Annotated in this window: 26 protein-coding genes and 1 pseudogene; 18 read left to right on the top strand and 9 right to left on the bottom strand. The window is 63.4% G+C overall.

The window, feature by feature from the left end:
- Window positions 1-101: 101 nt before the first annotated feature.
- Complete coding sequence (locus tag BLS27_RS13130) at window positions 102-1,397, top strand: NCS2 family permease (RefSeq protein WP_043208412.1); 1,296 nt, start codon at window positions 102-104, stop codon at window positions 1,395-1,397.
- Window positions 1,394-2,479 (top strand): tRNA (uridine(54)-C5)-methyltransferase TrmA, encoded by a 1,086-nt coding sequence (gene trmA / locus BLS27_RS13125; protein ID WP_090345146.1) that lies wholly within the window; start codon window positions 1,394-1,396, stop codon window positions 2,477-2,479. Before BLS27_RS13130 ends, trmA begins: the two co-directional genes overlap by 4 nt.
- 40 nt (window positions 2,480-2,519) lie before the next feature.
- On the opposite strand, the gene pcaG is transcribed toward trmA, so the two are convergent.
- Both pcaG and pcaH read right to left on the bottom strand, forming a co-directional pair.
- Complete coding sequence (pcaG, locus tag BLS27_RS13120) at window positions 2,520-3,125, bottom strand: protocatechuate 3,4-dioxygenase subunit alpha (RefSeq protein ID WP_090345144.1); 606 nt, start codon at window positions 3,123-3,125, stop codon at window positions 2,520-2,522.
- 10 nt (window positions 3,126-3,135) lie between these two features.
- A complete protein-coding gene (gene pcaH / locus BLS27_RS13115; RefSeq protein ID WP_070576805.1) occupies window positions 3,136-3,855 on the bottom strand; it encodes a protocatechuate 3,4-dioxygenase subunit beta in 720 nt (239 codons plus the stop codon).
- Between the two features lie 199 nt (window positions 3,856-4,054).
- On the opposite strand from pcaH, the gene ypfJ reads away from it, so the two are divergent.
- From ypfJ to BLS27_RS24215, 3 genes and pseudogenes are all read left to right on the top strand, one after another.
- Window positions 4,055-4,939 carry a KPN_02809 family neutral zinc metallopeptidase gene (gene ypfJ, locus BLS27_RS13110; protein ID WP_090345142.1) on the top strand — a complete coding sequence of 295 codons (885 nt, stop codon included), beginning with the start codon at window positions 4,055-4,057 and terminating at the stop codon, window positions 4,937-4,939.
- Between the two features lie 206 nt (window positions 4,940-5,145).
- Window positions 5,146-6,300: pseudogene (locus BLS27_RS24220) on the top strand (methyl-accepting chemotaxis protein); the annotation flags it as partial.
- Window positions 6,292-7,155, top strand: coding sequence for a methyl-accepting chemotaxis protein (locus BLS27_RS24215; protein WP_371906718.1), 864 nt, complete (start codon window positions 6,292-6,294; stop codon window positions 7,153-7,155). The pseudogene BLS27_RS24220 and the gene BLS27_RS24215, both read left to right, overlap by 9 nt.
- 144 nt (window positions 7,156-7,299) lie before the next feature.
- On the opposite strand, the gene ggt is transcribed toward BLS27_RS24215, so the two are convergent.
- The 3 genes from ggt to mdaB all read right to left on the bottom strand — a co-directional run bounded on the left by ggt (window position 7,300) and on the right by mdaB (window position 10,719).
- Window positions 7,300-8,967 (bottom strand): gamma-glutamyltransferase, encoded by a 1,668-nt coding sequence (ggt, locus tag BLS27_RS13100; RefSeq protein ID WP_043208402.1) that lies wholly within the window; start codon window positions 8,965-8,967, stop codon window positions 7,300-7,302.
- Window positions 8,968-9,085: 118 nt separating this feature from the next.
- The gene (locus tag BLS27_RS13095; protein WP_043208400.1) at window positions 9,086-9,982 is read right to left on the bottom strand and encodes a LysR family transcriptional regulator; all 897 of its coding nucleotides are present in this window, start codon (window positions 9,980-9,982) and stop codon (window positions 9,086-9,088) included.
- A gap of 146 nt (window positions 9,983-10,128) precedes the next feature.
- Window positions 10,129-10,719, bottom strand: a complete 591-nt coding sequence (gene mdaB / locus BLS27_RS13090; protein WP_090345140.1) for an NADPH:quinone oxidoreductase MdaB — start codon at window positions 10,717-10,719, stop codon at window positions 10,129-10,131.
- Window positions 10,720-10,909: 190 nt separating this feature from the next.
- Here mdaB and BLS27_RS13085 point away from each other — a divergent pair, with 190 nt between their 5' ends.
- Window positions 10,910-11,224: a putative quinol monooxygenase gene (locus BLS27_RS13085; RefSeq protein ID WP_090345138.1), complete on the top strand. Its 315-nt coding sequence runs from the start codon at window positions 10,910-10,912 to the stop codon at window positions 11,222-11,224.
- Here the strand turns inward: BLS27_RS13085 and BLS27_RS13080 are convergent.
- On the bottom strand, window positions 11,214-11,978 hold the full coding sequence (locus tag BLS27_RS13080; RefSeq protein WP_090345136.1) for a sulfite exporter TauE/SafE family protein: 765 nt from the start codon (window positions 11,976-11,978) through the stop codon (window positions 11,214-11,216). The two genes, BLS27_RS13085 and BLS27_RS13080, sit on opposite strands and share 11 nt — an antisense overlap.
- A gap of 77 nt (window positions 11,979-12,055) precedes the next feature.
- Between BLS27_RS13080 and BLS27_RS13075 the strand changes: the two genes are divergently transcribed.
- The 8 genes from BLS27_RS13075 to BLS27_RS13040 all read left to right on the top strand — a co-directional run bounded on the left by BLS27_RS13075 (window position 12,056) and on the right by BLS27_RS13040 (window position 19,300).
- On the top strand, window positions 12,056-12,940 hold the full coding sequence (locus BLS27_RS13075) for a LysR substrate-binding domain-containing protein (RefSeq protein ID WP_090345133.1): 885 nt from the start codon (window positions 12,056-12,058) through the stop codon (window positions 12,938-12,940).
- A 147-nt stretch (window positions 12,941-13,087) separates the two neighbouring features.
- Window positions 13,088-13,483: a hypothetical protein gene (locus BLS27_RS13070; protein ID WP_090345131.1), complete on the top strand. Its 396-nt coding sequence runs from the start codon at window positions 13,088-13,090 to the stop codon at window positions 13,481-13,483.
- Window positions 13,484-13,564: 81 nt separating this feature from the next.
- Window positions 13,565-14,170 (top strand): CDP-alcohol phosphatidyltransferase family protein, encoded by a 606-nt coding sequence (locus tag BLS27_RS13065; RefSeq protein ID WP_090345315.1) that lies wholly within the window; start codon window positions 13,565-13,567, stop codon window positions 14,168-14,170.
- Window positions 14,171-14,200: 30 nt separating this feature from the next.
- Window positions 14,201-15,949, top strand: a complete 1,749-nt coding sequence (locus BLS27_RS13060) for a bifunctional alpha/beta hydrolase/class I SAM-dependent methyltransferase (protein ID WP_090345129.1) — start codon at window positions 14,201-14,203, stop codon at window positions 15,947-15,949.
- Window positions 15,949-17,307, top strand: coding sequence for a phosphatase PAP2/dual specificity phosphatase family protein (locus tag BLS27_RS13055; protein ID WP_043208385.1), 1,359 nt, complete (start codon window positions 15,949-15,951; stop codon window positions 17,305-17,307). Before BLS27_RS13060 ends, BLS27_RS13055 begins: the two co-directional genes overlap by 1 nt.
- A complete protein-coding gene (locus BLS27_RS13050; RefSeq protein ID WP_090345126.1) occupies window positions 17,304-17,732 on the top strand; it encodes a hypothetical protein in 429 nt (142 codons plus the stop codon). The genes BLS27_RS13055 and BLS27_RS13050 overlap by 4 nt, the downstream gene beginning before the upstream one ends.
- Before the next feature lie 10 nt (window positions 17,733-17,742).
- Complete coding sequence (locus tag BLS27_RS13045; protein ID WP_090345125.1) at window positions 17,743-18,366, top strand: lysophospholipid acyltransferase family protein; 624 nt, start codon at window positions 17,743-17,745, stop codon at window positions 18,364-18,366.
- Window position 18,367: 1 nt separating this feature from the next.
- Window positions 18,368-19,300 carry a phosphatidate cytidylyltransferase gene (locus BLS27_RS13040; RefSeq protein ID WP_090345123.1) on the top strand — a complete coding sequence of 311 codons (933 nt, stop codon included), beginning with the start codon at window positions 18,368-18,370 and terminating at the stop codon, window positions 19,298-19,300.
- Window positions 19,301-19,388: 88 nt separating this feature from the next.
- Here the strand turns inward: BLS27_RS13040 and BLS27_RS13035 are convergent, their stop codons facing one another.
- Window positions 19,389-19,664, bottom strand: coding sequence for a metal/formaldehyde-sensitive transcriptional repressor (locus BLS27_RS13035; protein ID WP_043208377.1), 276 nt, complete (start codon window positions 19,662-19,664; stop codon window positions 19,389-19,391).
- A gap of 70 nt (window positions 19,665-19,734) precedes the next feature.
- Here BLS27_RS13035 and dmeF point away from each other — a divergent pair, with 70 nt between their 5' ends.
- The 3 genes from dmeF (at window position 19,735) to BLS27_RS13020 (ending at window position 21,951) form a co-directional block, all read left to right on the top strand.
- Complete coding sequence (gene dmeF / locus BLS27_RS13030) at window positions 19,735-20,715, top strand: CDF family Co(II)/Ni(II) efflux transporter DmeF (RefSeq protein WP_090345121.1); 981 nt, start codon at window positions 19,735-19,737, stop codon at window positions 20,713-20,715.
- A 36-nt stretch (window positions 20,716-20,751) separates the two neighbouring features.
- A complete protein-coding gene (locus tag BLS27_RS13025) occupies window positions 20,752-21,510 on the top strand; it encodes an aminoglycoside adenylyltransferase family protein (protein ID WP_090345119.1) in 759 nt (252 codons plus the stop codon).
- Between the two features lie 96 nt (window positions 21,511-21,606).
- Complete coding sequence (locus BLS27_RS13020) at window positions 21,607-21,951, top strand: cupin domain-containing protein (protein ID WP_043215260.1); 345 nt, start codon at window positions 21,607-21,609, stop codon at window positions 21,949-21,951.
- A gap of 204 nt (window positions 21,952-22,155) precedes the next feature.
- Here the strand turns inward: BLS27_RS13020 and mmsB are convergent, their stop codons facing one another.
- Both mmsB and BLS27_RS13010 read right to left on the bottom strand, forming a co-directional pair.
- A complete protein-coding gene (gene mmsB / locus BLS27_RS13015; protein WP_043215258.1) occupies window positions 22,156-23,043 on the bottom strand; it encodes a 3-hydroxyisobutyrate dehydrogenase in 888 nt (295 codons plus the stop codon).
- 10 nt (window positions 23,044-23,053) lie between these two features.
- A complete protein-coding gene (locus BLS27_RS13010; protein ID WP_090345117.1) occupies window positions 23,054-24,580 on the bottom strand; it encodes a CoA-acylating methylmalonate-semialdehyde dehydrogenase in 1,527 nt (508 codons plus the stop codon).
- A gap of 129 nt (window positions 24,581-24,709) precedes the next feature.
- On the opposite strand from BLS27_RS13010, the gene BLS27_RS13005 reads away from it, so the two are divergent.
- Window positions 24,710-25,616, top strand: a 907-nt coding sequence (locus BLS27_RS13005; protein WP_090345115.1) for a LysR family transcriptional regulator, incomplete at its 3' end; no start/stop codon positions are given.

Genomic DNA, 25,616 nt, shown 5'->3' with positions numbered 1-25,616 from the left:
CTTTTTTGTGCCCCACACAAATGCAGGCATCGTCGACGGTCTGTGCTTTGCTGATTGGGGACGATTCAATCGCGGCGCCGGGGGCGCCTTGGGGAGCGGGCATGCTGGACAGGCTGTTTCAACTAAAAGCACACAACACCAACGTGCGCACCGAGATTCTCGCGGGCGTCACCACCTTCCTGGCCATGGCCTACATCCTGTTCGTCAACCCGAGCATCCTCGGCGAGACCGGCATGGACAAGGGCGCGATCTTCGTCGCCACCTGCCTTGCCGCAGCCATCGGCTCGGTGACCATGGGCCTGATCGCCAACTACCCTATCGCCCTGGCACCGGGCATGGGCCTGAACGCGTTCTTCACCTACACCGTGGTCCTGCACATGGGGCACACCTGGCAAGTGGCGCTGGGCGCGGTCTTCCTCTCGGCAGTGCTGTTCTTCCTGTTGTCGATCTTCCGCATCCGCGAATGGATCGTGAACAGCATCCCGCTGCCGCTGCGCTCGGCCATCGCTGCCGGTATCGGCCTGTTCCTGGCGCTGATCGCCCTGCACAACGCCGGCATCGTCGTGGACAACCCGGCCACCCTGGTGGGCCTGGGGGACCTCAAGCAACCTGCACCGATCCTGGCGACCCTGGGCTTCTTCCTGATCGTGGCCCTTGAGGCCATGAAGGTCCGTGGCGCGGTGCTGATCGGCATCCTGGCGGTGACCCTGGCCTCGATCCTGATGGGCGTGACGCCCTTCGGCGGCGTGGTGTCCATGCCGCCATCGCTGGCCCCGACCTTCCTGCAACTGGACATCAAGGGCGCCTTGGACGTCGGCCTGATCAGCGTGATCTTCGCCTTCCTGTTCGTCGACCTGTTCGACAACTCCGGCACATTGATCGGCGTGGCCAAACGCGCCGGCCTGATGGGCAAGGACGGCCACATGCCGAAAATGGGTCGCGCCCTGATCGCCGACAGCACCGCCGCCATGGCCGGCTCGCTGCTGGGCACCTCGACCACCACCAGCTACATCGAATCCGCGGCCGGCGTGAGCGCCGGTGGCCGCACGGGCCTGACCGCAATCGTGGTTGCCATCCTGTTCCTGCTGGCGTTGTTCTTCGCGCCGCTGGCCGGTAGCGTACCGGCCTTCGCCACCGCCCCCGCGCTGCTGTTCGTCGCGGTGCTGATGGCCTCGGGCCTGGCGGAAATAAACTGGGACGACGTCACCGAAGCAGCGCCCGTGGTGGTCACCGCCCTGGCCATGCCGCTGACCTACTCCATCGCCAACGGCATCGCCTTCGGCTTCATCGCCTGGACCGCCATCAAGCTGATCTCCGGTCGCTACCGCGACCTGAACTCGGCATTGGTGATCCTTTCCATCCTGTTCGTCATCAAGCTGGGCTGGTTCAACGCATGAGTGCTGTCTTCGACCCTTCCGCCTATTCCACGCAGCTCGAGGGCAAAGTCGCCCGGCTGCGTGAGCTATTGACGCCGTTCGGCGCGCCGGAGCCCGCCGTCTTCGATTCGCCGCGCGAGCACTACCGCCTGCGCGCCGAGTTTCGCCTGTGGCGCGAAGAGGGCCAGCGCCACTATGCGATGTTCGCCCCAGGCGAAAAACACAAGGCGATCCTGATCGATGACTTCCCCATCGCGAGCGAACGGATCAACGCATTGATGCCACGCCTGAAGGCCGCCTGGCAGGCCAGCGAGGAACTGGGCAACCGACTGTTCCAAGTGGAGTTCCTCACCACGTTGGCCGGCGACGCCATGATCACGATGTGCTATCACCGCCCGCTCGATGACGCCTGGGAAGTCGCTGCTCGGCAATTGGCCGAGGATCTGGGCGTCAGCATCATCGGCCGCTCCAAGGGCAAGCGCTTGGTCATCGGTCGCGACTATGCCGTGGAAAAACTCAACGTGGCCGGCCGCGTGTTCAGCTATCGCCAGCCAGAAGGCGCTTTCACCCAACCCAACGGCGCGGTGAACCAGAAGATGCTGAGCTGGGCTTACGAGGCTATCGGCGAGCGTGACGATGACCTGCTGGAGCTGTATTGCGGCAACGGCAACTTCACCCTGCCGCTGGCCACCCGCGTGCGCCAGGTGCTGGCCACCGAAATCAGCAAGACCTCGGTCAATGCCGCGCTGAGCAACCTGGATGAGAACGCCGTGGAAAATGTGCGCCTGGTGCGCTTGTCGGCCGAAGAGCTGACCCAGGCACTGAACGAGGTGCGCCCGTTCCGTCGTCTTGAAGGCATCGACCTGAAAAGCTACGACTTCGGCACCGTGTTCGTCGACCCGCCGCGCGCCGGCATGGACCCGGACACCTGCGAGCTGACTCGCCGCTTCGAGCGGATCCTGTACATCTCGTGCAACCCCGAGACGCTGGCAGCCAACATCGCCCAGTTGCAGGACACTCACCGCATCGAGCGCTGCGCGCTGTTCGACCAGTTCCCTTACACCCACCACATGGAAAGCGGCGTACTGCTGGTTCGGCGTTGAGTTTCGGGGCCTGGGGCTGCACTGCAGCCCCAGAGTTCACTCAGAAGTCGAAGAACACCGTCTCCCCTTCCCCCTGAATACGGATATCGAAACGATACGCCGTCTTCCCGTCCACCTCGCAACGCCGAGCGATCAGCGTCTCGCGCCGTTGCGGCTGCTCGATCAGGTTGAGCACCGGGCACTGGACATTGGCCTGGGCCTCATCGTCGAAATACAACCGGGTGTGCAGGTGGATGTTGATCCCCCGCGCGAACAGGCTGAGGTTGATGTGCGGCGCCATGGGCACCCCGGCGGCATTGTTCACCACGCCTGGCTTGACCGTGTGCAGGGTCCACTCACCGGCATCGAAGGTGGTGGCGGTACGGCCAAAGCTGTTGAAGGCGTTCTCGTGGTGGTACTGGTCCTGGTATTCACCGTTGGCATCGGCCTGCCAGAACTCCAGAAACGAGTCGCGCACCAGGTGCCCATTGCCGTCGTACACATGACCGAACAACAGGATGTGCTCACCTGGCGCGTCAGGCTTGGCCAGGCGATTCCAGATTTCCTGGTCGCGGGTAGGGTTGCCGGCCGCTTCCAGGGCCAGGCCAATGTGCACATAGGGGCCGGCGGTCTGAGAAGGGGTTTCCGGCAGCAGTTCGATAGGCATGACGGGGTCCTCAGCAGTTTTCGAAGTGGGTCTTGCGCTGGCCGCGCAGCACGATGTCGAAGCGATACGCCAGGCAGTCCATGGGGTTGGCGTTGCTCATGTCGAGCTTGGCGATCAGGCGCTGCACCGCGTCGGGGTTGGCGATCGACTTGACGATCGGGCACAGCGGGATCAGCGGGTCGCCTTCGAAGTACAGCTGGGTGATCAAGCGGGTGGCGATCGACGGGCCACTGACCGACACGTGGATGTGCGCCGGGCGCCAGTCGTTGGGGCCATTGCGCCACGGATAAGGCCCTGGCTTGATGGTGCGAAAACTGTAGTAGCCGTCACGGTCGGTCAGGCTGCGGCCGACACCACCGAAGTTCGGGTCCAGCGGCGCCAGGTAGCGGTCATTCTTGTGCCGGTAACGGCCACCGGCGTTGGCTTGCCACATCTCAACCAAGGTGTTGGGCACCGGCTGGCCATACTGGTCGACCACCCGGCCTGCGACGATGATGCGCTCACCGATCGGCAGACCGCCGTGGTTGAAGTTGAGCAACAGATCGTTGTCGTGAGGGCCGAAGCCCAGGTGGGAAAAGTCCGGCCCGGTGCTTTCGCTGATCGACTGCGGGATGCTGACCAGCGCCTGGCGTGGCGAGCGGGCCACGGAGGTTTTGTAGTCAGGCGTGAGGGCCTTGGGGTGCCAGTTGCGATCACGGATCACGAAGCGGCTGGTGTCCTGGGCGGGCATGCCGTGTTCCTCTCTTGGAATTGTCGGGCACCTGTGCGTGGCAGGTGGACATGCAGTTTCAGATAGGTCACGGGGCATGAACATTGAAAACAACGTGACCTTACTTAACCAAATGGTTATGCATCTACAGATTGGCTGACACCCGAAACAGCCCTGAACTAATCTTTGTGCTCATGTTTCAGGCTCCGGAGAACATTACATGGAATGGCGAAAAGGCCGACGCAGCGACAATGTGGTCGATGCCCGAGGTGAAGGCGGTGGCGGCGGCATGCGTTTTGGCGGTGGCAAAGGGCTGGGGCTGGGCGCCATCCTGCTGATCGTCGGCATCGGCTGGATCACAGGGCAAGACCCGCTGCAGATCCTCGGCCAACTCGCCGGCCAGATGGAGCAGCAGCAACAGGCGCCGTCGGGCGCGGGTGGCAAGGCGCCACCGGCCAACGACGAGCAGGCCGAGTTCGTCGCCTCGATCCTGGGCGACACCGAGGATACCTGGAAGGCCTTGTTCGCCCAGGCCGGCAAGCAGTACCGCGATCCCAAACTGGTGCTGTTCAGTGGCCAGGTGAATTCCGCCTGTGGTTTCGCCTCCTCGGCGGTCGGGCCGTTCTACTGTCCGGCAGACCAGCGGGTGTATCTGGACATGACCTTCTTCCGCGAGATGGAAACCCGTTTTGCCGCCGCCGGTGACTTCGCCCAGGCTTATGTGATCGCCCACGAGATCGGCCATCACGTGCAGACCTTGCTGGGCGTCTCGGCCAAGGTCGACGCGGCGCGGCGCAACGGCCAACGCATGGAAGGCGACAACGGCCTGCTGGTGCGCCAGGAATTGCAGGCCGACTGCCTGGCAGGCGTCTGGGCCTACCAGGCGCAAAAGCGCCTGAACTGGCTCGAACCTGGCGATGTGGAAGAAGCCCTGAATGCCGCCAACGCCATCGGCGACGACCGCCTCCAGCAGCAGGGCCAGGGCCGTGTGGTGCCAGACTCCTTCACCCATGGCACCTCGCAGCAGCGGGTGCGCTGGTTCAAGACCGGCTTCTCCAGCGGGGACGTGAACCGCTGCGATACCTTCGGCTCACGCAGCCTCTGACAGACAGGGCCGCCCTGCGGCCCCCTCTCAGGCTTCGCCCTTTCCCACGAACTTCCAGCCATCTTCACCGCTGTAGAAGCTGCCAAAGCCTTCGATAGGCTGCGACGTCGCCGCCTGCCATCTCCAAAACGCAAACGTTTTCAGTAGGTTACAAATCTGCTGAAAAAGCGTTTCAGCTTCGCTCGATCTTGCCGATAACCCCTGGCATGAATCAGCGGGCGCCGATAACAACAATGCCCAGCGATTGGAGATCAAGCGAGCGAAATCAATTTTCTGGAGAGCGTGCCATGAACGGCTGGTTTGCCAATATCAGCGTCAACCTCAAACTCGGATTGGGCTTCGGCCTGGTCCTGCTTCTGACCGGCCTTCTGGCCCTGACCGGCTGGACCAGCCTGGGCAGCCTGATCGACCGCAGCAACTGGATGAGCGACATCACCAAGCTCAACAGTGACCTGACCAACCTGCGCGTGGCGCGCCTGCAGTACATGCTGACCAACGGCGACGACACCTCGGCCGCCAACGTGCTGGACAAGCTCGATGCTTTCGGTGCCCAGCAACAGCATCTGGTCAATACCTTCAAAAGCCCAGAAAACCTCAAGCTGCTGCGCGAGCAGGGCGAGACCATCGCCAAGTACCGGGTCTCGCTGGAGAAGATGCGCAAGGCCTACAAAACCGGCCTCGCCGCGCGAGAAGCCCTGAACCAGAACGCCCGCCAGGCCAGCGAGGCGCTCGCCGCCATCGAGGCCGTCAGCCGCGACGCGTTGGCGCGCACTTCGGGCGACACAGCCACCCTGCAGCAGTTCCTGGCCATCAGCCAGGCCAAGGAACAGCTCGTCCAGCTGCGCCTGGACGTGCGCAGCTATATCGCGGACCTCACCAGCGATGCCGAACAGACCGTCACCCGTCAGGTTGAAAAAACCTTGGTGGAGATCGACAACCTCAAGCGCCACCTACCTGGGGAGACCGCCCGAATCCAGGCGTTCGAGTCGGCCATGAGCGGCTACCGCGATGCACTGCGTCAGTTCCGCGATGCCAACGCCGAAGTCGGCGTGGCCCGTGCGGAAATGACCGTAGAAGGCGCCGATATCGTCAAACGCAGCGACCAGCTGTACCAGATCCAACTGGACCGTCGCGACAGCGAAAGCGCCCAGGCCCGCAGCCTGCAGACCATCGCTACCTTGCTGGCCCTGCTGGTCGGCGTGCTGGCAGCATTCCTCATCACCCGCCAGATCACCCGCCCCCTGCGCGAGACCTTGGACGTGGTGGAAAAAATCGCCAATGGCGATCTGACCCAGAACCTGCGTGTCACTCGCCGCGATGAACTTGGCGCGCTGCAGCAAGGCATCGCGCGCATGGGCACGACCCTGCGCGAGTTGATCACCGGTATCCGCGATGGCGTCACCCAAATCGCCAGCGCTGCCGAGGAACTGTCGGCGGTGACCGAGCAGACCAGCGCCGGCGCCAACAGCCAGAAAGTCGAGACCGACCAGGTGGCCACCGCCATGCACGAAATGGCGGCCACCGTACAGGAAGTGGCACGCAACGCCGAGCAAGCCTCCCATGCCGCGACTGGCGCCGATCAAGAAGCCCGCGCAGGTGATCGCGTGGTAGGCGAGGCGATCAACCAGATCGAACGCCTGGCCTCGGAAGTGCACCGTTCCACCGAAGCCATGAGCCTGCTGCAGCAGGAAAGCCAGAAGATCGGCAGCGTCATGGACGTGATCAAATCGGTGGCCGAGCAGACCAACCTGCTGGCGCTGAACGCCGCCATCGAAGCCGCACGCGCCGGGGAAGCCGGCCGCGGTTTTGCGGTGGTCGCCGATGAAGTCCGCGGCCTGGCCCAGCGTACCCAGCAGTCCACCGAGGAAATCGAAGGGCTGGTGGCAAGCCTGCAAAATGGCACCCAGCAGGTGGCTGATGTGATGAACGACAGCCGCAGCCTGACCGACAGCAGCGTTGAGCTGGCGCGCAAGGCTGGCGCTTCGCTTGAGAACATCACCCGTACGGTGTCGAACATTCAGTCGATGAACCAACAGATCGCCGCCGCCGCCGAGCAGCAGAGTGCCGTGGCCGAAGAAATCAGCCGCAGCATCCTGAATGTGCGTGATGTGTCGGAGCAGACCGCTACCGCGAGTGACGAGACCGCCGCCTCGAGTGTCGAGCTGGCGCGCCTGGGCGGACATCTGCAGACACTGGTCAGCCAGTTCCGCGTCTGACCTGAGATTCATAGAGCCCTCTTCGCGGGTGAGCCCACTTCCACAGAGGCAGCGGTGTCGTTAGAACAGCGCACCCTGTGGGAGCGGGTTTACCCGCGAATGCGTCAGGCCAGGCAATCTTGCATGACCTGACGCACCATCGGCTTACTTGACGATCATCCCTACCCCTCGCCCACGCGGGTCAGAGGCAGTCTCGAGCTTCTCGCCGGTCACCCGGATCGCCTGGATGTCGCCCATCTCCCAGCCTTGGTCCTCCAGCACATAACCCATTTTCTTCAGCTCATCGGCCACCTGGCCAGTCAGTGGCGCATAGCTGTCGAAATAGATGGTGTCCTTGGGCAGCAGTTGGTGATGCACGCGCTGCGCCGCCACGGCTTTTTCAAGCGGCATGTCGTAGTCGTACAGGTTGTTCATCACCTGGAAGATCGAGGTGAAGATCCGCGAACCACCGGGTGTGCCGAGCACAAGCGCCACCTTGTCGTCACGGGTCACCAGGCTGGGACTCATCGACGACAGCATGCGTTTGCCCGGCTCGATGGCATTGGCATCGCCGCCTACCACGCCGAAGGCGTTGGCTGCGCCCGGCTTGGCGCTGAAGTCGTCCATTTCGTCGTTGAGCAAGAAGCCCGCGCCCTTGACCACCACGCCGCTGCCGTAATCGAGGTTCAGGGTGTAGGTGTTGCTCACCGCATTGCCCTGCTTGTCCACGATGGAGAAGTGCGTGGTCTGGTGCGGCTCCAGGCCCGGCTTGACCTTGTCGGTGTCGGAGATGGCGTTTGGGTTGACCTGGGCGGCGCGCTTGGCGAGGTAGTCCTTGGCGATCAACTGGTCGACCGGCACCTTGGTGAAAGCCGGGTCACCCAGATAGTCGGCACGGTCGGCGAACACACGCTTCTCGATCTCCGAAAGCAGGTGGATGTACTTGGCCGAGTTGTGCGCCACACCCTTGAAGTCCGCCGCGCGGTCTTCTTTGATGCCCAGCAACTGGGCCAGGGCCACACCTCCAGAGCTAGGTGGCGGTGCGGTGTAGACAACATTGCCACGCCAGCTGATCGCCATTGGCTGACGCCACACGGCTTTGTAGTCCTTGAGGTCGGCCTTGGTGATCAGGCCTTTATCGGCCTGCATCTGCGCCACCAGCAAGTCGGCGGTCTTGCCCTGGTAGAACTCGCTGACGCCCTTGTCGGCGATTCGCTCCAAGGTCTGGGCGAGCTCAGGCTGCTTGAACAGCTCACCTACCTTCATGTTGCCGAAGTAGTCGTTGAAGTTGGTGGCGGTCTTGAACATGCCTTGGGCATCGTTGCGGTACTGGTACTGCTTCTGGGCGACCTTGAAACCGTTCTTGGCATAGCCGATGGCGGGGGTCAGCAGTTCGCTCCAGGGCAGCTTGCCGAACTTCTTGTGGGCCTCCCAAAGCCCCATCACCGTACCTGGCACACCAGCGGCTCGGGCTCCGACCAGGCTGAGGTTCTCGATGACCTCGCCTTTTTCGTCGAGGTACATGTTGCGACTGGCCGCCTTGGGCGCCACTTCGCGGTAATCGAGGAAATACGGCTTGCCATCGACGAACAGGGTCATGAAGCCGCCGCCACCGATGTTGCCGGCTTCAGGGTAGGTCACCGCCAGGGTGAAGGCCGTGGCCACGGCGGCATCCACTGCATTACCGCCCTTCTTCAGAATGTCGGCGGCCACCTGTGCGCCATATTGATCGGGCGCGGCCACCGCGCCACCCTCCAGGGTGACCGCAAAGGCGGACGAACAGCTCAGGATCGCGGCCCCGAGGGCCATGGACTGGAACATGACGATACGCATGCGCACTTCCTTGGTGTTGTTTTTGTTGATCAGTCATTAAGGCCGAAGCCGTTCGACTAAGCAAACACCCGGGGAAGATTGCGCCGCCCCTGCACAGGTCCTGTCGTGTTCAGGCAACTCAGCAGGCGTACATCGCCAGCTTCTTCTGAATGAAATCCAGGAAGCATTGGATACGCAGGGCCAACTGGGTATTGCGGTAGTACACCGCATGGATTGGCTGGCGATAACCGTTATTGAACTCGCCCAGCACCACCTGCAAGCGGCCGGTGCGGATGTCCTCATGGGTCATGAAGTGCGAGAGGCTGACAATGCCCTCTCCCGCCAAGGCCAGCTGACGCAAGGTTTCGCCGCTGGAGGCAATCAGACTGGGACGGATCTGCCAGTAATCACCTTGGGCATGGCGCAGCGGCCAGCGATTGAGCGACTCCGGCTGGCTGAAACCGAGCAGGGAATGCGCGTTCAGGTCCTCGACCTTTTCTGGCGTGCCATGGCGCGCCAGGTACTCGGGGCTCGCCAGCACTTGGATCGGGCTGCACCCCAGGGCGCGAGCATGCAGGCTGGAGTCAGCAAGGTCGCCGATGCGGATGGCAACGTCGGTGCTTTGCTCGAGCAGGTCGATGATCAGATCGTCCGTGTTGAGTTCCAGCTCGATGCCAGGGTACTGGCGACGAAACTCACCAATCCACGGCAGGATGGCATGCAGCATGAACGGCGCCGCGGCATTGATGCGCAGACGCCCGGAAGGCGTCTGGTTATGCATCGACAGGTGCTCTTCCATGTCGTCCATTTGCTCGAGGATCTGCCGCGAACGCTCCAGAAAAAAGCGCCCTTCCTCGGTCAGGTCCATGCGCCGGGTGGTGCGGTTGACCAACGTGGTGCCGAGCTTACCCTCGAGCCGTGACAACGTGCGGCTGACAGCCGACGGCGTCTGGCCGATCTGCTCGGCAGCGGCGGAAATCGAGCCGCAGTCGATCACAGCGACGAATACCTGGAGCTCTTCGGATCGGGTTTTCACGTATCAGGCCTGTATCGGAGAATGCCGTGATTGATAGCGGGTGACAGAGATTCATGCAAGGCGCCCATCGCAGTCCAGGGCTGCTTCCGACGCACGTGGAGAGCGCTGACCGAGCCTGCGAGGGGCTGCACCACAGCCTTAGCCCTTCACTGGGCCTTGCCGAACACCTTGTCCAGATGGGCTTCATAGGCTGCCACCGCCGCCGGCACTTCCGGACGCTTCATCACGTCCACTGCCAGGAAAGTCGGCAGGCCGGTCATGCCCAGGAACTGGTTGGCCTTGTGGAACGGGAAATACACCGCATCCACACCTTTGCCCTCGAAGAAGTCGCTCGGGTCGTCGAAGGCTTGCTGCGGGGCATTCCAGGTGAGCGAAAGCATGTACTGCTTGCCCTGGATCAGACCGCCGCTGCCGTACTTCTGCGAGGCGTCGGAGCGGGTGCGGCCATCGTTGGCGTACAGGCTGCCGTGGCCTGCGGTGAAGACTTCATCGATGTACTGCTTGACGGTCCACGGCGCGCCCATCCACCAGCCGGGCATCTGCCAGATCACGACATCAGCCCAGAGAAACTTGTCGACTTCTTCCTGAACGTCGTAGCCACCATCGATGAAGGTCTGCTTCACGTCGAAACCTGCGCGGTCCAGATGGGCCAAGGCAACCTCGTGCAGGGTCGTGTTGAGACGACCGTCGGAATGGGCGAAGCGTTTGCCGCCGTTGAGCAGAAGAATCTTTTTCATGGGAGCCTCCGATAAGGGGACCCGAGGCTGTCGGCCACCGGTCACGTCAAGTTCGATGGCGGCAGATTAGGCATCCGGGAAGCTGAGAAAAAGCGCTCGATCGGCAAAATACATTTGCGCTCGAATCACGAATTGAACACCCATTATTGCTTTAAAATTCTTCCCATCTTTTAACCCACGAGGCCAGTCCATGACCGAGCAATACGCGTTCATTCTCAAAGCTAAGACCCGCCCGGAAAAAGCCGAGGCTTTCGAGCGGTTGTTCCGCGCCTATGTCGAACCGAGCCGCCAGGAGCCGGGCTGCATCGAGTACCACATGCTGCGCGACAAGCAGGATCCCAGCCTGTTCGTGTTCTATGAGGTCTGGGCCAGCAAGGCCGATCTGGATGTGCATTCGGCCCTGCCGCACATGCGCGAATTCTTCGAACAGCGCATGGAGTACCTGGAGCGCGATTTCGACATCCAGCTGATCGAGATGCTCAGCCCTTGCTCGGCTAGCCGTTGAGCAGCAGGTGCCCGCCCAGCAGCGCCAGGCCGATGAAGAAACAGCGCTTGAACACCTGCGCGCTGATGCGCTGACGCAACCACTGGCCGCCAAGCATCCCCAACAGGGCGGGCACCAACATCAACAGTGATGCGCCAAGCGTCTGTCCGCCGAGGGCATCCTGACCGGCCAGGCCCAAGGCCAGCGCCAGCGTGGACACCGTGAACGACAGGCCCAGGGCCTGGACCATCTCGTCACGCGACAAGCCCAGGCTTTGCAGGTAAGGCACCGCCGGCATCACGAACACGCCCGTCGCCGCCGTCACCAGGCCGGTCACCAGGCCGCACAACGGTCCCAGCCACACTTCCCATGCGGGCCGCACCTTCATCGTTGGCCCCGACAGCCCATATACGGCATACAGCAGCAACGCCCCACCCAGCGCATGAGCGGCCCAAGGTCCACTGTCGATACCCAGCCAGGCACTGCCGATCAGGGTGCCGGCCAGAATCATCAGCAACAACGGGCCCAGGCGACGCAGCAATCCACGCAAATGCCCCCCAGAGGCCAACTGCCAGAGGTTGGTGACGGTGGAAGGAAGGATCAGCAGTGCGGCAGCCTGCGACGGTGCCATAGCCAGACCGAGCAGGCCAATGGCGATGGTCGGAAGGCCCAGGCCAATCACTCCCTTGACCGCACCGGCCAGCAAAAAGGTCATCGCCACCAGCAACCACAGTGCCGGGCCCATATCCTGATAAAACGCCAAGAAAGTCTTCATGGCGCCAGAATGACGTCTCGGCGCCTGGCTGAAAATCTGCCATATACTCAGCCAGACTATTGCCAGGACAGAGGCTGATGCATTTCGACCTGACCGACCTCCAGCTGTTTCGCCACACCGCCGAGTGCGGCAACATCACCGCAGGCGCGCGTCGCAGCCACCTGTCGCTGCCCGCCGCCAGCGCCCGCATCCGCGCCATGGAAGCCTCGCTCGGCATCGCACTGCTGGAGCGCAATCGCCGTGGCGTACTGCCCACACCCGCCGGCCAGGCCCTGTTGCAGCATGCCCGGCTGATCAGCCAGCAGGTCGAACGCCTGCAATACGATCTGGCCCAGTACGCCCAAGGCCAATATGGCCAGGTGCGCCTGTTGTGCAACACCGCCGCGCTGACCGAATACCTACCCGAGCTGCTGGCCGCCTATCTGTGTAGCCATCCCGGTGTCAGCGTCGATGTTCAGGAAATGCCAAGTCTGCGCATCGTGCAATCGATCACCCAGGGCATGGCCGACCTGGGCATCATCTCTACCGCCGCACCCAACGAGCACCTGCAGACTCGTCCCTTTCGCGACGATCCGCTGGTACTGGCGATGCCCATCGCTCATCCCCTGGCCGAGCAGGCCGCGCCGACTTTCATCGACAGCCTTGCCCACGGCCATGTCGGGCTGGGTGCCAACAGCGCCCTGGCCCTGCATCTGGAGGAACAAGCCCTGCGGGAAGGGCGGCGCATGCAGGTACGGGTGCGGGCAGAAGGATTCGACGGGGTGATTCGCATGGTTGCCGGCGGCGCCGGGGTAGCGGTGGTGCCGTTGGCATCGGTGCGACGCTGGGAAGGGGTATTGCCACTGCGCTGGATCGCATTGCCCGAGCCTTGGGCCAACCGTCGACTGTTACTGTGCGCCCGGGATTTCGGAGCATTGCCAGGGTATGCCGCCGCTTTGGTGAAACAACTGGAGGACAGCTGAAACCCGCGCAGGCTGCAACACCATCACCCCCACCGCGAAATCGAGACTCAACCTACAACCAACCCGGCACGGTCCTGGCGCGCCTGGCCCGGCATCTACGTTAAAACCCTGAGCGAACGCGATCTTTCGTTTCCACGGGATGCCTTCATGAATCGACACGACAATCGCCTGTGTTCCAGTGACGATCTGGCGCGCCTGCTGCAGACGTTCGCACAGCGATATATCCGCAAGACATTCATCTCGCGCTTCATGCATGAAGCGAAGAAAAAACCCGAACAGCTGCACGCCCGGGTTTGCCATAGCCCTGAGCAGCTGTTCCATGGCGGCCTCAAAGGCTCCCCGCAATGCTTGCCTGCCACAGGTGAATTCCTGACATTGGAGAATACGGGCTTCAGGGTCGGTACCTGGGAGCACTGCGAGGCGGACCTTCTGGTTTGCTTCGGCGGCCTGGTCATTGCGCAGGGAGGTGCCTGGTTCTGGGCACGCAGCGAACCGACAAGGCAACGGCCGGGCAACGAATACCACGGCATGCCGCACCGTTGAAAGTCATCAACGTCCCCCTTGCCGCCCACCTGGCTCATTCCTCACAATCGGGTCATGTCGCGCCATGAAAGGGAGTTCAACGTGCCGTCGATCTATCAACTCAAACCCCGTTTCCAGGCCCTGTTGCGCCCTGGCGTAAAGCGCCTGTATGCGCGCGGCGTCACCGCCAATCAAGTCACCGTGGCAGCCGCATTGGTGTCGGTACTGCTGGGCCTGTTGCTGGCCTGGCAGCACGATGTGACCGGGCTGTTCATCCTGGTGCCGGTGTGGATGCTGCTGCGCATGGCCCTCAATGCCGTCGACGGCATGCTGGCGCGGGAGTTCGGCCAGCAATCGAAGCTTGGGGCTTACCTCAACGAGCTGTGCGACGTGGTCGCCGATGCGGCGCTGTACCTACCATTCGCCCTGTTGCCGGGGGTATCACCGGCGCTGGTGGTGCTGGTGGTCGTGAGCGCGGTCATCAGCGAGTACGCTGGCGTGATGGGGCCGCTGGCGGGGGCTTCGCGGCGATACGACGGGCCCATGGGCAAGAGCGACCGGGCCTTCGCCTTTGGTGTGCTGGGCACCGGGATCGCTTTCGGGGTGCTGAGCGCAGCATGGATCGACGGCCTGCTGCTGGTCATCCTCGCACTCTCGCTCTATACCCTCTACAACCGGGTTCGCCAAGGCCTGGCCGAAACTCGCTGACCTCTTCGCCGCCGGACAAGGACCTTCGCCATGCGCCAAGCGCAATCGCTGCACTTCTGCACCCATGATGGCGTCGAGCTGCATTACCGCTATTGGCCCGCCACCCGTAACGAATACCAGCCACGCCGGGCGGTGGTGATGTTCCACCGCGGCCACGAACACGGCGGGCGCATGGCCCATTTGGCCGATGAGCTGGACATGCCCGGCTACGACTTTTTCGCCTGGGACGCCCGGGGCCATGGCCAGTCACCCGGAGCACGTGGCGACAGCCCAGGCTTTGCCACCAGCGTGCGGGACGTGCAGACCTTCATCGAGCATGTCCGCGACAGCCATGGCATCGCCGAGGCGGACATGGTGGTACTGGCCCAGAGCGTGGGGGCGGTGCTGGTGGCGACCTGGGCCCATGACTACGCGCCGAAAGTGCGCTGCCTTGTGCTGGCCTCGCCGGCCTTCAAGGTCAAGCTTTACGTGCCGTTCGCTCGCCCAGGCCTGAAGCTGCTCAAGGCATTGCGCGGCAATTTCTTCGTCAACAGCTACGTCAAGCCACGCTTGCTGACCCACGACCCGGAGCGGGTCATGTCCTACTTGGCCGACCCGCTGATCAGCCGGCCGATCTCGGTGACCATGCTGCTGGGCCTGTATGAAGCGGCCGACCGAGTGGTCGCCGATGCCCAGGCGATCCAGGTGCCGACCCAGATGCTGGTGTCCGGCGCCGACCTTGTGGTCGAACGCAAGCCCCAGGAGCGCTTCTTCGAGCGTCTGGGCAGTGCGCGCAAAGAGATGCATGTTTTGCCGGGCTTTTTCCACGACACCCTCGGCGAGCGCGACCGGGCCCACGCCCTGGTGCGGATCCAGCGCTTCGTTGCGCACTGCTTCGACAGGCCCTTACCGGTGCCCTCGCTGCTCGATGCCGACAAGAGCGGCGCCAGCTGCGCTGAAGCCGAAAGCCTGGCCGCGCCGCTACCTCGCAACTCGCCCCGCGACCTTTACTGGCGGTCCACCCGTGCCGGACTGCGCTTGGGCAAGGGCTTCTCGGAAGGGGTGAAGCTGGGCTTCGACACCGGCTTCGATTCGGGCAGTACCCTGGACTACGTGTATCGCAACCAGCCCAGCGGCAAAGGCAAGCTGGGCGAACTGATCGACCGGAACTATCTCAACGCCATCGGCTGGCGCGGCATCCGCCAGCGCAAGCTGCATGTGGAGGAACTGCTGCGCGAAGCCATCCGCCGCCTGCGCGAGCAGCAGCGCCCGGTACACATCGTCGACATCGCGGCAGGCCACGGTCGTTACATCCTCGAAGCGCTGCAGGAGCAGATGCCCGACTCGATCCTGCTGCGCGACTACAGCGAGCTGAACGTCCAGCAAGGCAGCGCCTTGATTGCCGAGAAGGGCCTGACCGAGGTGGCCCGCTTCGTCCAAGGCGATGCCTTCGACCGCCAGAGCCTGGCCAGTCTCGATCCGCACCCGACCCTGGCAGTGGTGTCTGGCCTGTATGAGCTGTTCGCCAGCAATGACCTGGTGGGCAGTTCCCTGGCGGGCCTGGCCGATGCTGTTCAGCCGGGCGGCTATCTTGTGTACACCGGCCAGCCCTGGCACCCGCAACTGGAGATGATCGCCCGTGCCCTCACCAGCCACCGCGATGGCCAGGCCTGGGTAATGCGTCGGCGCAGCCAGGCGGAGATGGACCAGTTGGTGGAGGCGGCAGGCTTTCGCAAGGTCGCTCAGCGCATCGATGAGTGGGGCATTTTCAGTGTCAGCCTGGCGCAACGGGTGGATTGATGACACGCGAACCCGGCTTGATCCGCCGAGGCGTGCTCTGGCTGTTGCTGCTGGGGCCGTTCTTCTTTCTCAGCTATGGGCTGGTCAACAACCACACCGCTACCCGCGACGACGTCGGCAGCCTGGTGTTCGGCTGGGAAGGGCAAACGCCACTATGGCCGTGGACGATCGTGCCCTACTGGTCGATCGACCTGCTGTACGGGTTGTCCTTCCTGTTGCCGACCACCCGCCGGGAGATGGACCGCCACGCCCTGGCCCTGCTGACCGCGCAAGTGATCAGCGTCGGCTGCTTCTTGCTGTGGCCACTGCGCTTTACCTTCGAACGCCCAGCGCTGGACGGCCTGTTCGGTTGGCTGTTCGATGTGCTGATGGGGTTCGACAAGCCCTTCAACCAGGCCCCGTCACTGCACATCGCGCTGTTGGTGATCATCTGGACAATGTTTGCCCGTCATGTTCATCGCCAGCCTTGGCGCGGGCTGATGCATGGCTGGATGGCTTTGATCGGGGTATCGGTGCTGACCACCTGGCAGCATCATTTCATCGATCTGCCCACCGGGGCACTGGCGGGGCTGGTATGCGTCTGGCTGTGGCCGAGGGAGGGCGAGCTGCCGCTGCGGGCAGCACGCCTGGCCCGTGATCCTCGACGTTGGCGGCTTGCCCTGTATTACGGGGGCGGCGCGCTGTTGTGCGCGGTGCTGGCGCTGCAGTTGGCGGGCGCCTGGCTATGGCTGCTGTGGCCGGCGGTTTCGCTGCTGATGGTGGCGCTGAACTATGCCGTGTTCGGTGCCGGTGGATTCCAGAAAGGCGCGGATGGACGGCTATCCAATGCCGCCACTGGGTTGCTGGCGCCCTATTTGTTAGGGGCCTGGATCAACTCGCGGCTCTGGACCCGCAAACGGCCACAGGCCGATGAGGTGTGCGATGGGGTATTTCTGGGGCGCATTCCCGGAGCCGGCGAGGCCTCCTCATTCAATGCCGCGCTGGACCTGACGGCTGAACTGCCGTGCTATGCCTGTGCCGGCGCTTTCGCGGGTAAACCCGCAAATGGGCCAGGCCAGACAATGCAGATGCCCGCACATTACACCTGCCTGCCCACCCTGGACCTGATCGTCCCGGATGCCAGCTTGCTCAGACAGGCCGCCGAGGCCATCGAATGCCTGCGTCAGCAGGGCCCGGTCCTGGTCTGCTGCGCCCTGGGCTACTCCCGCAGCGCCAGCGCGGTGGCCGCCTGGCTGGTGCACAGTGGCCGTTGCGCCAACGTTACCCAGGCCGAAGCGCTGATCCGCAAAGCCCGACCCTCTGTCGTGTTACATCCAGGCCATCGCATGGCACTCGAACAGCTGGAGGCCCAGCCATGAACCTGCATCTGGTGGCCAGCCTGCTGGGCCGTGGTCGACAGCTCGAATGCTTGTCCGATGGCATCACCCTGTTGGCCCTGGCCTACGGCCTGGCCCCCCTGGTGACACACCTGCCCCCGCTGGCCAGTGCGGTGTGCGCGGTGTTGCTGGGGCTGGGGCTGCTGCACAAGTACTGGGCAATCCGCGTAGCCTTGGACGCCGCGCTGTTCGCCCGGCTCGCCAGCAGCGCAGACCTCACCGCCGACACCCAAGCCTTGGATCGCGCCCTGTTTGACTTGAACCTCAAGCCCCACGCCCACGACGCACGCGACTGGCCCTCGCGCAGCCAGGGCGCGCTGGGCCTGCTGCGACGCCAGGCGCTGTGCTTCGCCGCGCAAGTCGTGCTAGCCCTGACTACCCTGCTGTTACTCTCTTTCACCGGATAACCACCGCGCCATGTTCGCCGCCTTGACCGCCTTTGCCATCACCTCTGCCACACGCCTGATCACCGGTGCCCGGGCTCTCTGGCTCGGCTGCACGCCGCACCCCAGGCAACGCCTGTATTTTGCCAACCACAGCAGCCATGGCGACTTCGTGCTGCTCTGGGCCTCGCTGCCCGAACCACTGCGCCGCCGTACACGCCCGGTCGCCGGGGCCGACTATTGGGCCAAGCCGGGCATCCGGGAGTTTCTGATCCGTAACGTGTTCGACGCCGTACTGATCGACCGCCAGCGTGGCGAGTCCAACGACAACCCACTGCAACCGGTGCTCGATGCCTTGGGCCAAGGCGATTCGCTGATCTTCTTCCCTGAAGGCACCCGCAATCTCAGCGATGAGCCACTGCTGCCGTTCAAGAGCGGCCTGTTCCACCTGGCCTCGGCCAACCCTGATATCGAGCTGGTGCCAGTGTGGATCGCCAACCTCAACCGCGTCATGCCCAAGGGCCGCGCCCTGCCCTTGCCGCTGCTGTGCACCTTGAGCTTCGGCGAACCCCTGCACCTGCTGCCTGACGAGAGCAAGCAGGCCTTTCTCGAGCGGGCCCGCCAGGCCCTGCTGAACCTGGCCCCGAAGGATGCCTGAGATGGACGACAACACCCTTTCCCTGTTCGCCGGCATCGGCGCCCTGCTCCTGCTCGCCAGCGTGATCGGCCGTCTACTCAAATGGCGCGCCGGCCCCGCGCCGCACGCAGTGATCGACAACCTCAACGCCCGCATCAACGCCTGGTGGGTGATGGTGCTGGTGATCGGCATCGCTTTCGTGTTCGGCAAGTACGGCGTGATCGCACTGTTCTACTTCGTCTCGTTCTATGCCCTGCGCGAGTTCATGACCCTCACGCCCACCCGGCGCAGCGATTACCCGGCGTTGGTGGCGGCGTTCTACGTGGCGCTGCCGGTGCAGTACCTGTTGATCGCCATGGACTGGTACGGTTTGTTCAGCATCTTCATCCCGGTGTACCTGTTTCTGTTCCTGCCGATCCTGGCGAGCTTCGGTGGCGACACCACGCGCTTTCTCGAGCGCGCTTCCAAGGTGCAGTGGGGGCTGATGATCGCGGTGTACTGCCTGTCCTCGGTGCCGGCATTGATGACCTTGGACATTACGGGTTATGAAGGCCGCAACCTGTTGCTGATCGCTTGGCTGATCCTTGTGGTGCAGATCAGCGATGTGTTGCAGTACGTCTGCGGCAAGCTGTTCGGCAAACGCAAGGTGGCGCCTAACCTGTCGCCCTCCAAGACCGTCGAAGGGCTGGCCGGCGGCGTAGCTTTGGCCACCCTGGTGGGCGCCTTGCTGTGCTGGATCACCCCGTTCAACTTCTGGCAGGCAGCGCTGATGGCGCTGACCGTCAATGCCATGGGCTTCTTTGGCGGGCTGGTGATGTCGGCGATCAAGCGCGACCGCGGGGTGAAGGACTGGGGACACATGATCGAAGGCCACGGCGGCATGCTGGACCGCATGGACTCGGTGTGCTTCGCGGCACCGGTGTTCTTCCACTTCGTACGGTACTGGTGGGCCTAGAAAAATACCCCCAGGGGGTATTCAGAACTGCGGCCTGGGCTTGCCGAATCGCCAAGCCTGCGATGGGCCGCAACGCAGCCCACACTGGTTACTTGAGGTAAGAGCGCAGCAGCGAGGCCACCTTGTCGGCCTCCTCCTGGCGCTGCTCGGCACTCAGGTCATCGGCCACCAGATGCTCACGAATGTGCCCTTCCATCACCTCGGCCATCAACCCATTCACCGCACCTCGTACGGCGGCGATTTGCTGCAGGATCGCCAAGCAGTCCTTGTCCTGCTCCAACGCGCTTTCCAGGGCTGCGGCTTGGCCCTTGATCTTGCGCACACGGGTCAGCAGTTGCTTCTTGCTCTTGATGGTATGTGCCATAGGGTTGTGCATCACTCTAGGTATACTGGGGTATAGTATATTTCGCCTATCTACCGGAGCATGATAAACCATGGTTGCGCAAACCTCAGACAAGTGGCTGCACAGCCATCAGTTCCATACCGGCAACCTCGGCGCCGAGCGCAAGACACGCCTGGCCGTGTGGCTCACGGCGGTGATGATGGTGGCGGAGATCGCCGGCGGCTGGTACTTCAACTCCATGGCGCTGCTGGCCGACGGCTGGCACATGAGCTCCCATGCCCTGGCCCTGGGGCTCTCACTGCTGGCGTACGCTGCCGCACGGCGCTACGCCCGCGACCGTCGCTTCGCCTTCGGCACGTGGAAGATCGAGATCCTCGGCGGCTACTCCAGCGCTTTGCTTCTGCTGGGCGTAGCCGGGCTCATGGCCTTCCAGTCGGTCGAGCGGCTGCTGACACCTGGGCCGATTCACTATGACCAAGCCATCACCCTTGCGGCACTCGGGCTTGCCGTGAACCTCGCCTGTGCCTGGCTGCTGCGCGACGATCACCATCACGATCACCACCATGGCCATCATCATGATCACCACCACCACCACCACCACCACCACCACCACCACCACCACCACCACCACCACCACCACCATGACCTGAACCTGCGATCGGCCTACCTGCACGTGATGGCCGACGCCGCGACCTCGGTGCTGGCGATCATTGCCCTGCTGTCCGGCAAGTTCTGGGGCGCCGGCTGGCTCGACCCGGTGATGGGCCTGGTGGGAGCGGTGCTGGTGGCGGTGTGGGCCAAAGGCCTGCTGCGTGACACCGGGCGGGTATTGCTGGACGCCGAGATGGACGCGCCCGTGGTCCAGGAGATCCGCGACGCCGTGGCGCAACTGTCGGTACCGGCCACCCTCACCGACTTGCACGTGTGGCGTGTCGGCAAGGACCAGTACGCCTGCATTCTCAGCCTGGCGGCGACGGGCTGTCTTAGCGCCGACACCGTACGCCAGGCACTGGCGGTCCATGAAGAACTGGTGCACATCACGGTCGAAGTCAACGCAATGGCCAACGCCTGAGGGTGATTGCTATGGTGTGCCCTCAGGAGGCGCACCATGACCGACCCACAACTGCTCGCTGCCCAGCAACTGCTTGCCCAGCACCTTGGCGACGCCTTGCAGGCCATCCACCTGTACGGCTCGGCCGTGGCCGGTGGATTGAGGCCGCACAGCGATCTCGACCTGCTGGTGACTGTGTCCCGACCGCTGTCCGACGCCACACGCCAGGGGTTGATGCGCGCGCTGCTGGATGTTTCGGCACCACCGGGAGCAGACCCCAACCTGCGCGCCCTGGAGGTGACGCTGTTGGTACGCGACGACATCCATCCCTGGCGCTATCCGGCCCGCCGCGAGCTGCAATTCGGTGAGTGGCTGCGAGCATCGCTGCTGGCAGGCGAGGTCGAACCTGCCCAGCTCGACCCGGACCTGGCCATTCTGCTGACCAAGGCCCGCCAGCACAGCCTTTGCCTGGTGGGCGAAGCGGCTGCGAGCTGGTTCGACCCGGTGCCGCCCGCCGACCTGAAACAAGCCTTTGCCGACACCCTGGCCCAATGGAACACGCCCGAGGACTGGACCGGCGACGAGCACACCGTGGTGCTCGCCCTGGCGCGCATCTGGTACAGCCTGGCGACGGGGTCGATCGCAGCCAAGGATGTAGCCGCCCAGTGGTTGCTGGAGCGTTTGCCAGACGCGCACCAACCGGTGCTGGCCAACGCGCGCGCCGCCTACCTGGGTACCGCGCCGGACCTGCTCGCCCAATGGCCGGAACAGGTCAACGCCTTCGTTCTTCATTGCAAGTCGCATATGCCCACATAGCGCATCCAGACACCTGGACGTCGAGCCCAGGCAACTCCAGCGCCAGCGCAGGCCCTATGGTGACGTGTCATTCAGCCACTTACCTGGGAACCTGCCATGTCCGACTTCATTACCGTCCTGCGCGAAACCTGCCCGACCCCGGCCCTGAACGCCACCCCGTGGAAGCGCATCGGCGGCAACCCGCAGACCGTCAACCTGAACGCCTATCTCTCTGCCGATGGCAGCAAGATCATGGGCACCTGGATCTGCACTCCCGGCAAGTTCGAGATCAACTACGAGAAGTGGGAGTTCTGCCACTTCCTCGAAGGCTACGTGATCATCACGCCGGAAGGTGAAGAGCCCAAGCACCTGAAGGCAGGCGACGTGTTCATCATCGAGCCAGGTCTCAAAGGCACCTGGGAAGTGGTCGAGACCGTGCGCAAGTACTTCGTCTTCGCCTGATGCCAAAGCCCTTTCGCAGGGCTTTGAATGGCGCAGCCAGGTCAACACGGCGCGTCCCTGTGGGAACGGGTTTACCCGCGCCCACAGACTGCACCACACCTGAAAAATCGAGCACGAAAAAAATCGCGAGGCAGGTGCCCTTCCCTCTGGTGCGCAGTTACAGAGGGAAGGCCACCTGGCCCGCGATAAAATTCACCTCGCTCGTCAATCCTTCTTGCGATAACTCTCGACGATCGCCGAAAAGTCCTTGCCGCCCTCGCCACGCAGGCTCATGGCCTGATAAAGCTGCTGCGCCACGGCGCCGAGGATCACCGGCTGGTGCGCCAGACGCGCAGCCTCGGTGGCCAGCCCCAGGTCCTTGAGCATCAGCTCGGCGCCAAAGCCGCCGGTGTAGCCGCGCGAAGCCGGGGCGGTCTCGATGATGCCTGGCCAGGGGTTGTAGGTATCCGAACTCCAGCAACGCCCGGTGGAGCTGTTGATGATGCCGGCCAGCACCTTGGTGTCGATGCCCAGCGCATTGCCCAGGGCCATGGCTTCGGACACACCGATCATCGAGATACCCAGCAGGAGGTTGTTGCAGATCTTGGCGATCTGTCCGGTACCCACCTCGCCGCAGTGCACGATGTTGCGCCCCATCTGTTCCAGCACCGGCTTGAGCGTGGCGAACAGCTCGGCGCTGGCACCGACCATGAAGGTCAAGGTACCCGCTGCCGCGCCACCGGTACCACCGGACACCGGCGCATCGCCCATGTCCACGCCCTTGGCCGCTGCGGCTTTGGACACTTCGCGGGCGGTCTGCGGATCGATGGTGCTGCAGTCCACGGTCGGTGTGCCCGGCCGTACACCCGCCAGCACGCCATCGTCACCCAGATAGACACTGCGCACGTGGGCCGCCGCCGGCAGCATGGTGATCACCAGATCACTGCTGGCCGCCGCCTCCTTCGGCGAGGCGCTGACCTGCCCGCCCAGTTCGGCGAGCTCGGCCAGCACGGTCTTGTTCAGGTCGAACAGGTTCAGTTGATGCCCGGCCTTGATCAGGTTTCGGGCCATGGGCGCGCCCATGTTGCCCAGGCCGATGAATGCGATACGCATGACGAACTCCTTAGCGCAGGCTGATGGTGGTGTTCACACCGTCATTGACGCTGTCATCGTCGAACCAGCGGGCGGTGACGGTCTTGGTCTGAGTGTAGAACTGCACCACCTGCTTGCCGTACGGGCCCAGGTCGCCCAGCTTGGAGCCGCGCGAACCTGTGAAACTGAAGAACGGCACCGGCACGGGAATCGGAATGTTGATGCCAACCTGGCCGATGTCGATCTCGCTCTGGAACTTGCGCGCTGCCGCACCGCTCTGGGTGAACAGGCCCGTGCCGTTGCCGAACGGGTTGGCATTGACCAGGGCGATGGCCTCGTCGAGGGTGTCGACTTCCAGGGTCACCAGCACCGGGCCGAAGATTTCCTGGGTGTAGATCTGCATGTCGGTGCGTACCCCAGAGAACAGGGTTGGGCCGACAAAGTTGCCCTGCTCATAGCCCGGCACCTTGACGTCACGCCCGTCCAGTTCGAGCTTGGCGCCTTCTTTGATTCCGCTTTCGATCAGCCCCAGCACGCGCTCCTTGGCACGCTTGGAAACCACCGGGCCGACGTCGGTGCCCGGCTCGCAACCAGCATTGACCTTGAGCTTGCTGGCGGCTTCCTTGATGTCCGGCAGCCATTCGCGGGCCTTGCCTACCAACACCGCCACCGAGGTGGCCATGCAGCGCTGACCGGCCGCGCCGAAAGCAGCACCGACCAGGGCATTGATCGTCTGGGTACGGTTGGCGTCCGGCAGCACCACGGCGTGGTTCTTGGCGCCCATCATCGACTGCACGCGCTTGCCGTGCTGGCTAGCCAGGTTGTACACGTGGGTGCCGACCTCGGTGGAACCGACAAAGGAAATCGCCTTGATGTCCTTGTGGGTGCAGATCGCATCCACCACCTGCTTGCCGCCATGCACCACGTTCAGCACACCGGCCGGTATGCCGGCTTCCAGGGCCAGTTCCACCAGCATCATGGTCGACAGTGGGTCCTGTTCGGACGGCTTGAGCACGAAAGTGTTGCCGCAAACGATGGCCATCGGGAACATCCACAGCGGAATCATCGCCGGGAAGTTGAACGGGGTGATGCCAGCGCATACGCCGATCGGTTGGCGCAGGGTATAGGTGTCCACGCCACCTGCGACGTTTTCGGCGAACTCGCCCATCTGCAGGGTGCCGATCGAGGCCGCGTGCTCGACCACCTCCAGGCCGCGGAAGATATCGCCTTCGGCATCGGCGAGGGTCTTGCCCTGCTCGGCACTGAGGGTCTGGGCGATACGCTTGGTGTGTTCGCGGATCAGCGCCTGCAGCTTGAGCATGATGCGCATACGCGCGCCGATGGGGGTGTCGCGCCAGCTGGCGAAGGCTCGCTGGGCCGCAGCCACGGCGGCGTCGACTTCCTCTACGGTGGCGAACGGCACCCGCGCCAGCACCTGCTGGGTGGCCGGGTTGACGATGTCGCGCCACTCGGTGGTCTTGGACTCGACCCACTGGCCGTCGATCAGCAGCTTGACCTGCTCGACCTTGGCCTGGTCGGGGGTATGGGGTGCGTTCATCTGCGCTCTCCTTGGAATTATTGTCGGAACGAGATCGCCAGCGCGCCGAGGCGGGGTGGCGCCGTGGGGCTTTTTTCGAGTATAGATGTGCAAACATCCAACAAGAACGCACAAAAAAACCGGATCATCATGCAAAAAGACCTCACCTCCCTGAGTTCATTGAACTGGGACGATTTGAAGTTCTTTCTTGAAGTGGCGCGCACCCGCAAGGCCAGCAGCGCGGCCAAGCGCCTGGCCGTTGACTACACCACGGTGTCGCGACGCATCAGCTCGCTGGAAGGCGCGCTGGGCACGCTTCTGTTCGAAAAATCCCGGACCAACGGCTTTGTCCTGACCTCTGAGGGTCAACGCCTGCTGGGCTACGCCGAATCGATCGAAAGCACGCTGCACATGGCCTGCGAGCAGGTCTCAGGCTCAGGCGTGGCACTTTCGGGCCATGTTCGCATGGGCTGCACCGAGGGCTTCGGCAGCTTCTTCGTCACTCCGCAACTGAGTCACTTCGTCGATGCCTACCCGGCAATCTCGGTGGACATCCTGCCCCTGCCACACTTCATCAGCCTGTCCAAGCGCGAGGCCGACATCGTCATCGCCTTGGAGCGGCCCGAGCATGGGCCCTATGTGTGCTGCAAGCTGTGCGACTATCGCCTGCGGCTGTACGCGACCCAGGAATACCTGGACAACCACCCGCCAATCCGCCAGGCCGCAGACCTGACCCAGCACCGGTTCATCAGTTATGTGGACGACTTGGCGTTCAGCTCCGAGCTTTTGTACCTGGCCAACCTGATCCCCAACGCCAACGCCCACCTGCGCAGCACCAGCGTGATCGCCCAATACACCGCGGCCTTGCAAGGCCGGGGCCTGGCAATCCTGCCGTGTTTCCTGGCTGCGCAGGATGCACGATTGATCAATCTATTGCCTGAAGAGGTGGAGATCACTCGGCAGTTCTGGATGTACTGCCGGGAGGACCTGCGCAAGTTGAAGCGCATCACCTTGCTGTGGGACTACATTCGCGATGTGACCGAGGCCAACGCGCCGT

Origin of the sequence: Pseudomonas guariconensis (genome assembly GCF_900102675.1) — a bacterium.
Lineage (GTDB): Bacteria > Pseudomonadota > Gammaproteobacteria > Pseudomonadales > Pseudomonadaceae > Aquipseudomonas > Aquipseudomonas guariconensis.
This window is presented reverse-complemented; position numbering and strand designations above follow the sequence as displayed.

Coding starts and splice junctions, on each gene's coding strand:
- mmsB (WP_043215258.1), bottom strand. CDS start 23,043: ATGCGTATCGCATTCATCGGCCTGGGCAACATGGGCGCGCCCATGGCC.
- dmeF (WP_090345121.1), top strand. CDS start 19,735: ATGGTTGCGCAAACCTCAGACAAGTGGCTGCACAGCCATCAGTTCCAT.
- BLS27_RS13025 (WP_090345119.1), top strand. CDS start 20,752: ATGACCGACCCACAACTGCTCGCTGCCCAGCAACTGCTTGCCCAGCAC.
- BLS27_RS13080 (WP_090345136.1), bottom strand. CDS start 11,978: ATGAAGACTTTCTTGGCGTTTTATCAGGATATGGGCCCGGCACTGTGG.
- pcaH (WP_070576805.1), bottom strand. CDS start 3,855: ATGCCCGCCCAGGACACCAGCCGCTTCGTGATCCGTGATCGCAACTGG.
- BLS27_RS13045 (WP_090345125.1), top strand. CDS start 17,743: ATGTTCGCCGCCTTGACCGCCTTTGCCATCACCTCTGCCACACGCCTG.
- BLS27_RS13055 (WP_043208385.1), top strand. CDS start 15,949: ATGACACGCGAACCCGGCTTGATCCGCCGAGGCGTGCTCTGGCTGTTG.
- BLS27_RS13040 (WP_090345123.1), top strand. CDS start 18,368: ATGGACGACAACACCCTTTCCCTGTTCGCCGGCATCGGCGCCCTGCTC.
- mdaB (WP_090345140.1), bottom strand. CDS start 10,719: ATGAAAAAGATTCTTCTGCTCAACGGCGGCAAACGCTTCGCCCATTCC.
- BLS27_RS13075 (WP_090345133.1), top strand. CDS start 12,056: ATGCATTTCGACCTGACCGACCTCCAGCTGTTTCGCCACACCGCCGAG.
- pcaG (WP_090345144.1), bottom strand. CDS start 3,125: ATGCCTATCGAACTGCTGCCGGAAACCCCTTCTCAGACCGCCGGCCCC.
- BLS27_RS13060 (WP_090345129.1), top strand. CDS start 14,201: ATGCGCCAAGCGCAATCGCTGCACTTCTGCACCCATGATGGCGTCGAG.
- BLS27_RS24215 (WP_371906718.1), top strand. CDS start 6,292: ATGGGCACGACCCTGCGCGAGTTGATCACCGGTATCCGCGATGGCGTC.
- BLS27_RS13020 (WP_043215260.1), top strand. CDS start 21,607: ATGTCCGACTTCATTACCGTCCTGCGCGAAACCTGCCCGACCCCGGCC.
- BLS27_RS13085 (WP_090345138.1), top strand. CDS start 10,910: ATGACCGAGCAATACGCGTTCATTCTCAAAGCTAAGACCCGCCCGGAA.
- ypfJ (WP_090345142.1), top strand. CDS start 4,055: ATGGAATGGCGAAAAGGCCGACGCAGCGACAATGTGGTCGATGCCCGA.
- BLS27_RS13010 (WP_090345117.1), bottom strand. CDS start 24,580: ATGAACGCACCCCATACCCCCGACCAGGCCAAGGTCGAGCAGGTCAAG.
- BLS27_RS13035 (WP_043208377.1), bottom strand. CDS start 19,664: ATGGCACATACCATCAAGAGCAAGAAGCAACTGCTGACCCGTGTGCGC.
- trmA (WP_090345146.1), top strand. CDS start 1,394: ATGAGTGCTGTCTTCGACCCTTCCGCCTATTCCACGCAGCTCGAGGGC.
- ggt (WP_043208402.1), bottom strand. CDS start 8,967: ATGCGTATCGTCATGTTCCAGTCCATGGCCCTCGGGGCCGCGATCCTG.
- BLS27_RS13130 (WP_043208412.1), top strand. CDS start 102: ATGCTGGACAGGCTGTTTCAACTAAAAGCACACAACACCAACGTGCGC.
- BLS27_RS13070 (WP_090345131.1), top strand. CDS start 13,088: ATGAATCGACACGACAATCGCCTGTGTTCCAGTGACGATCTGGCGCGC.
- BLS27_RS13050 (WP_090345126.1), top strand. CDS start 17,304: ATGAACCTGCATCTGGTGGCCAGCCTGCTGGGCCGTGGTCGACAGCTC.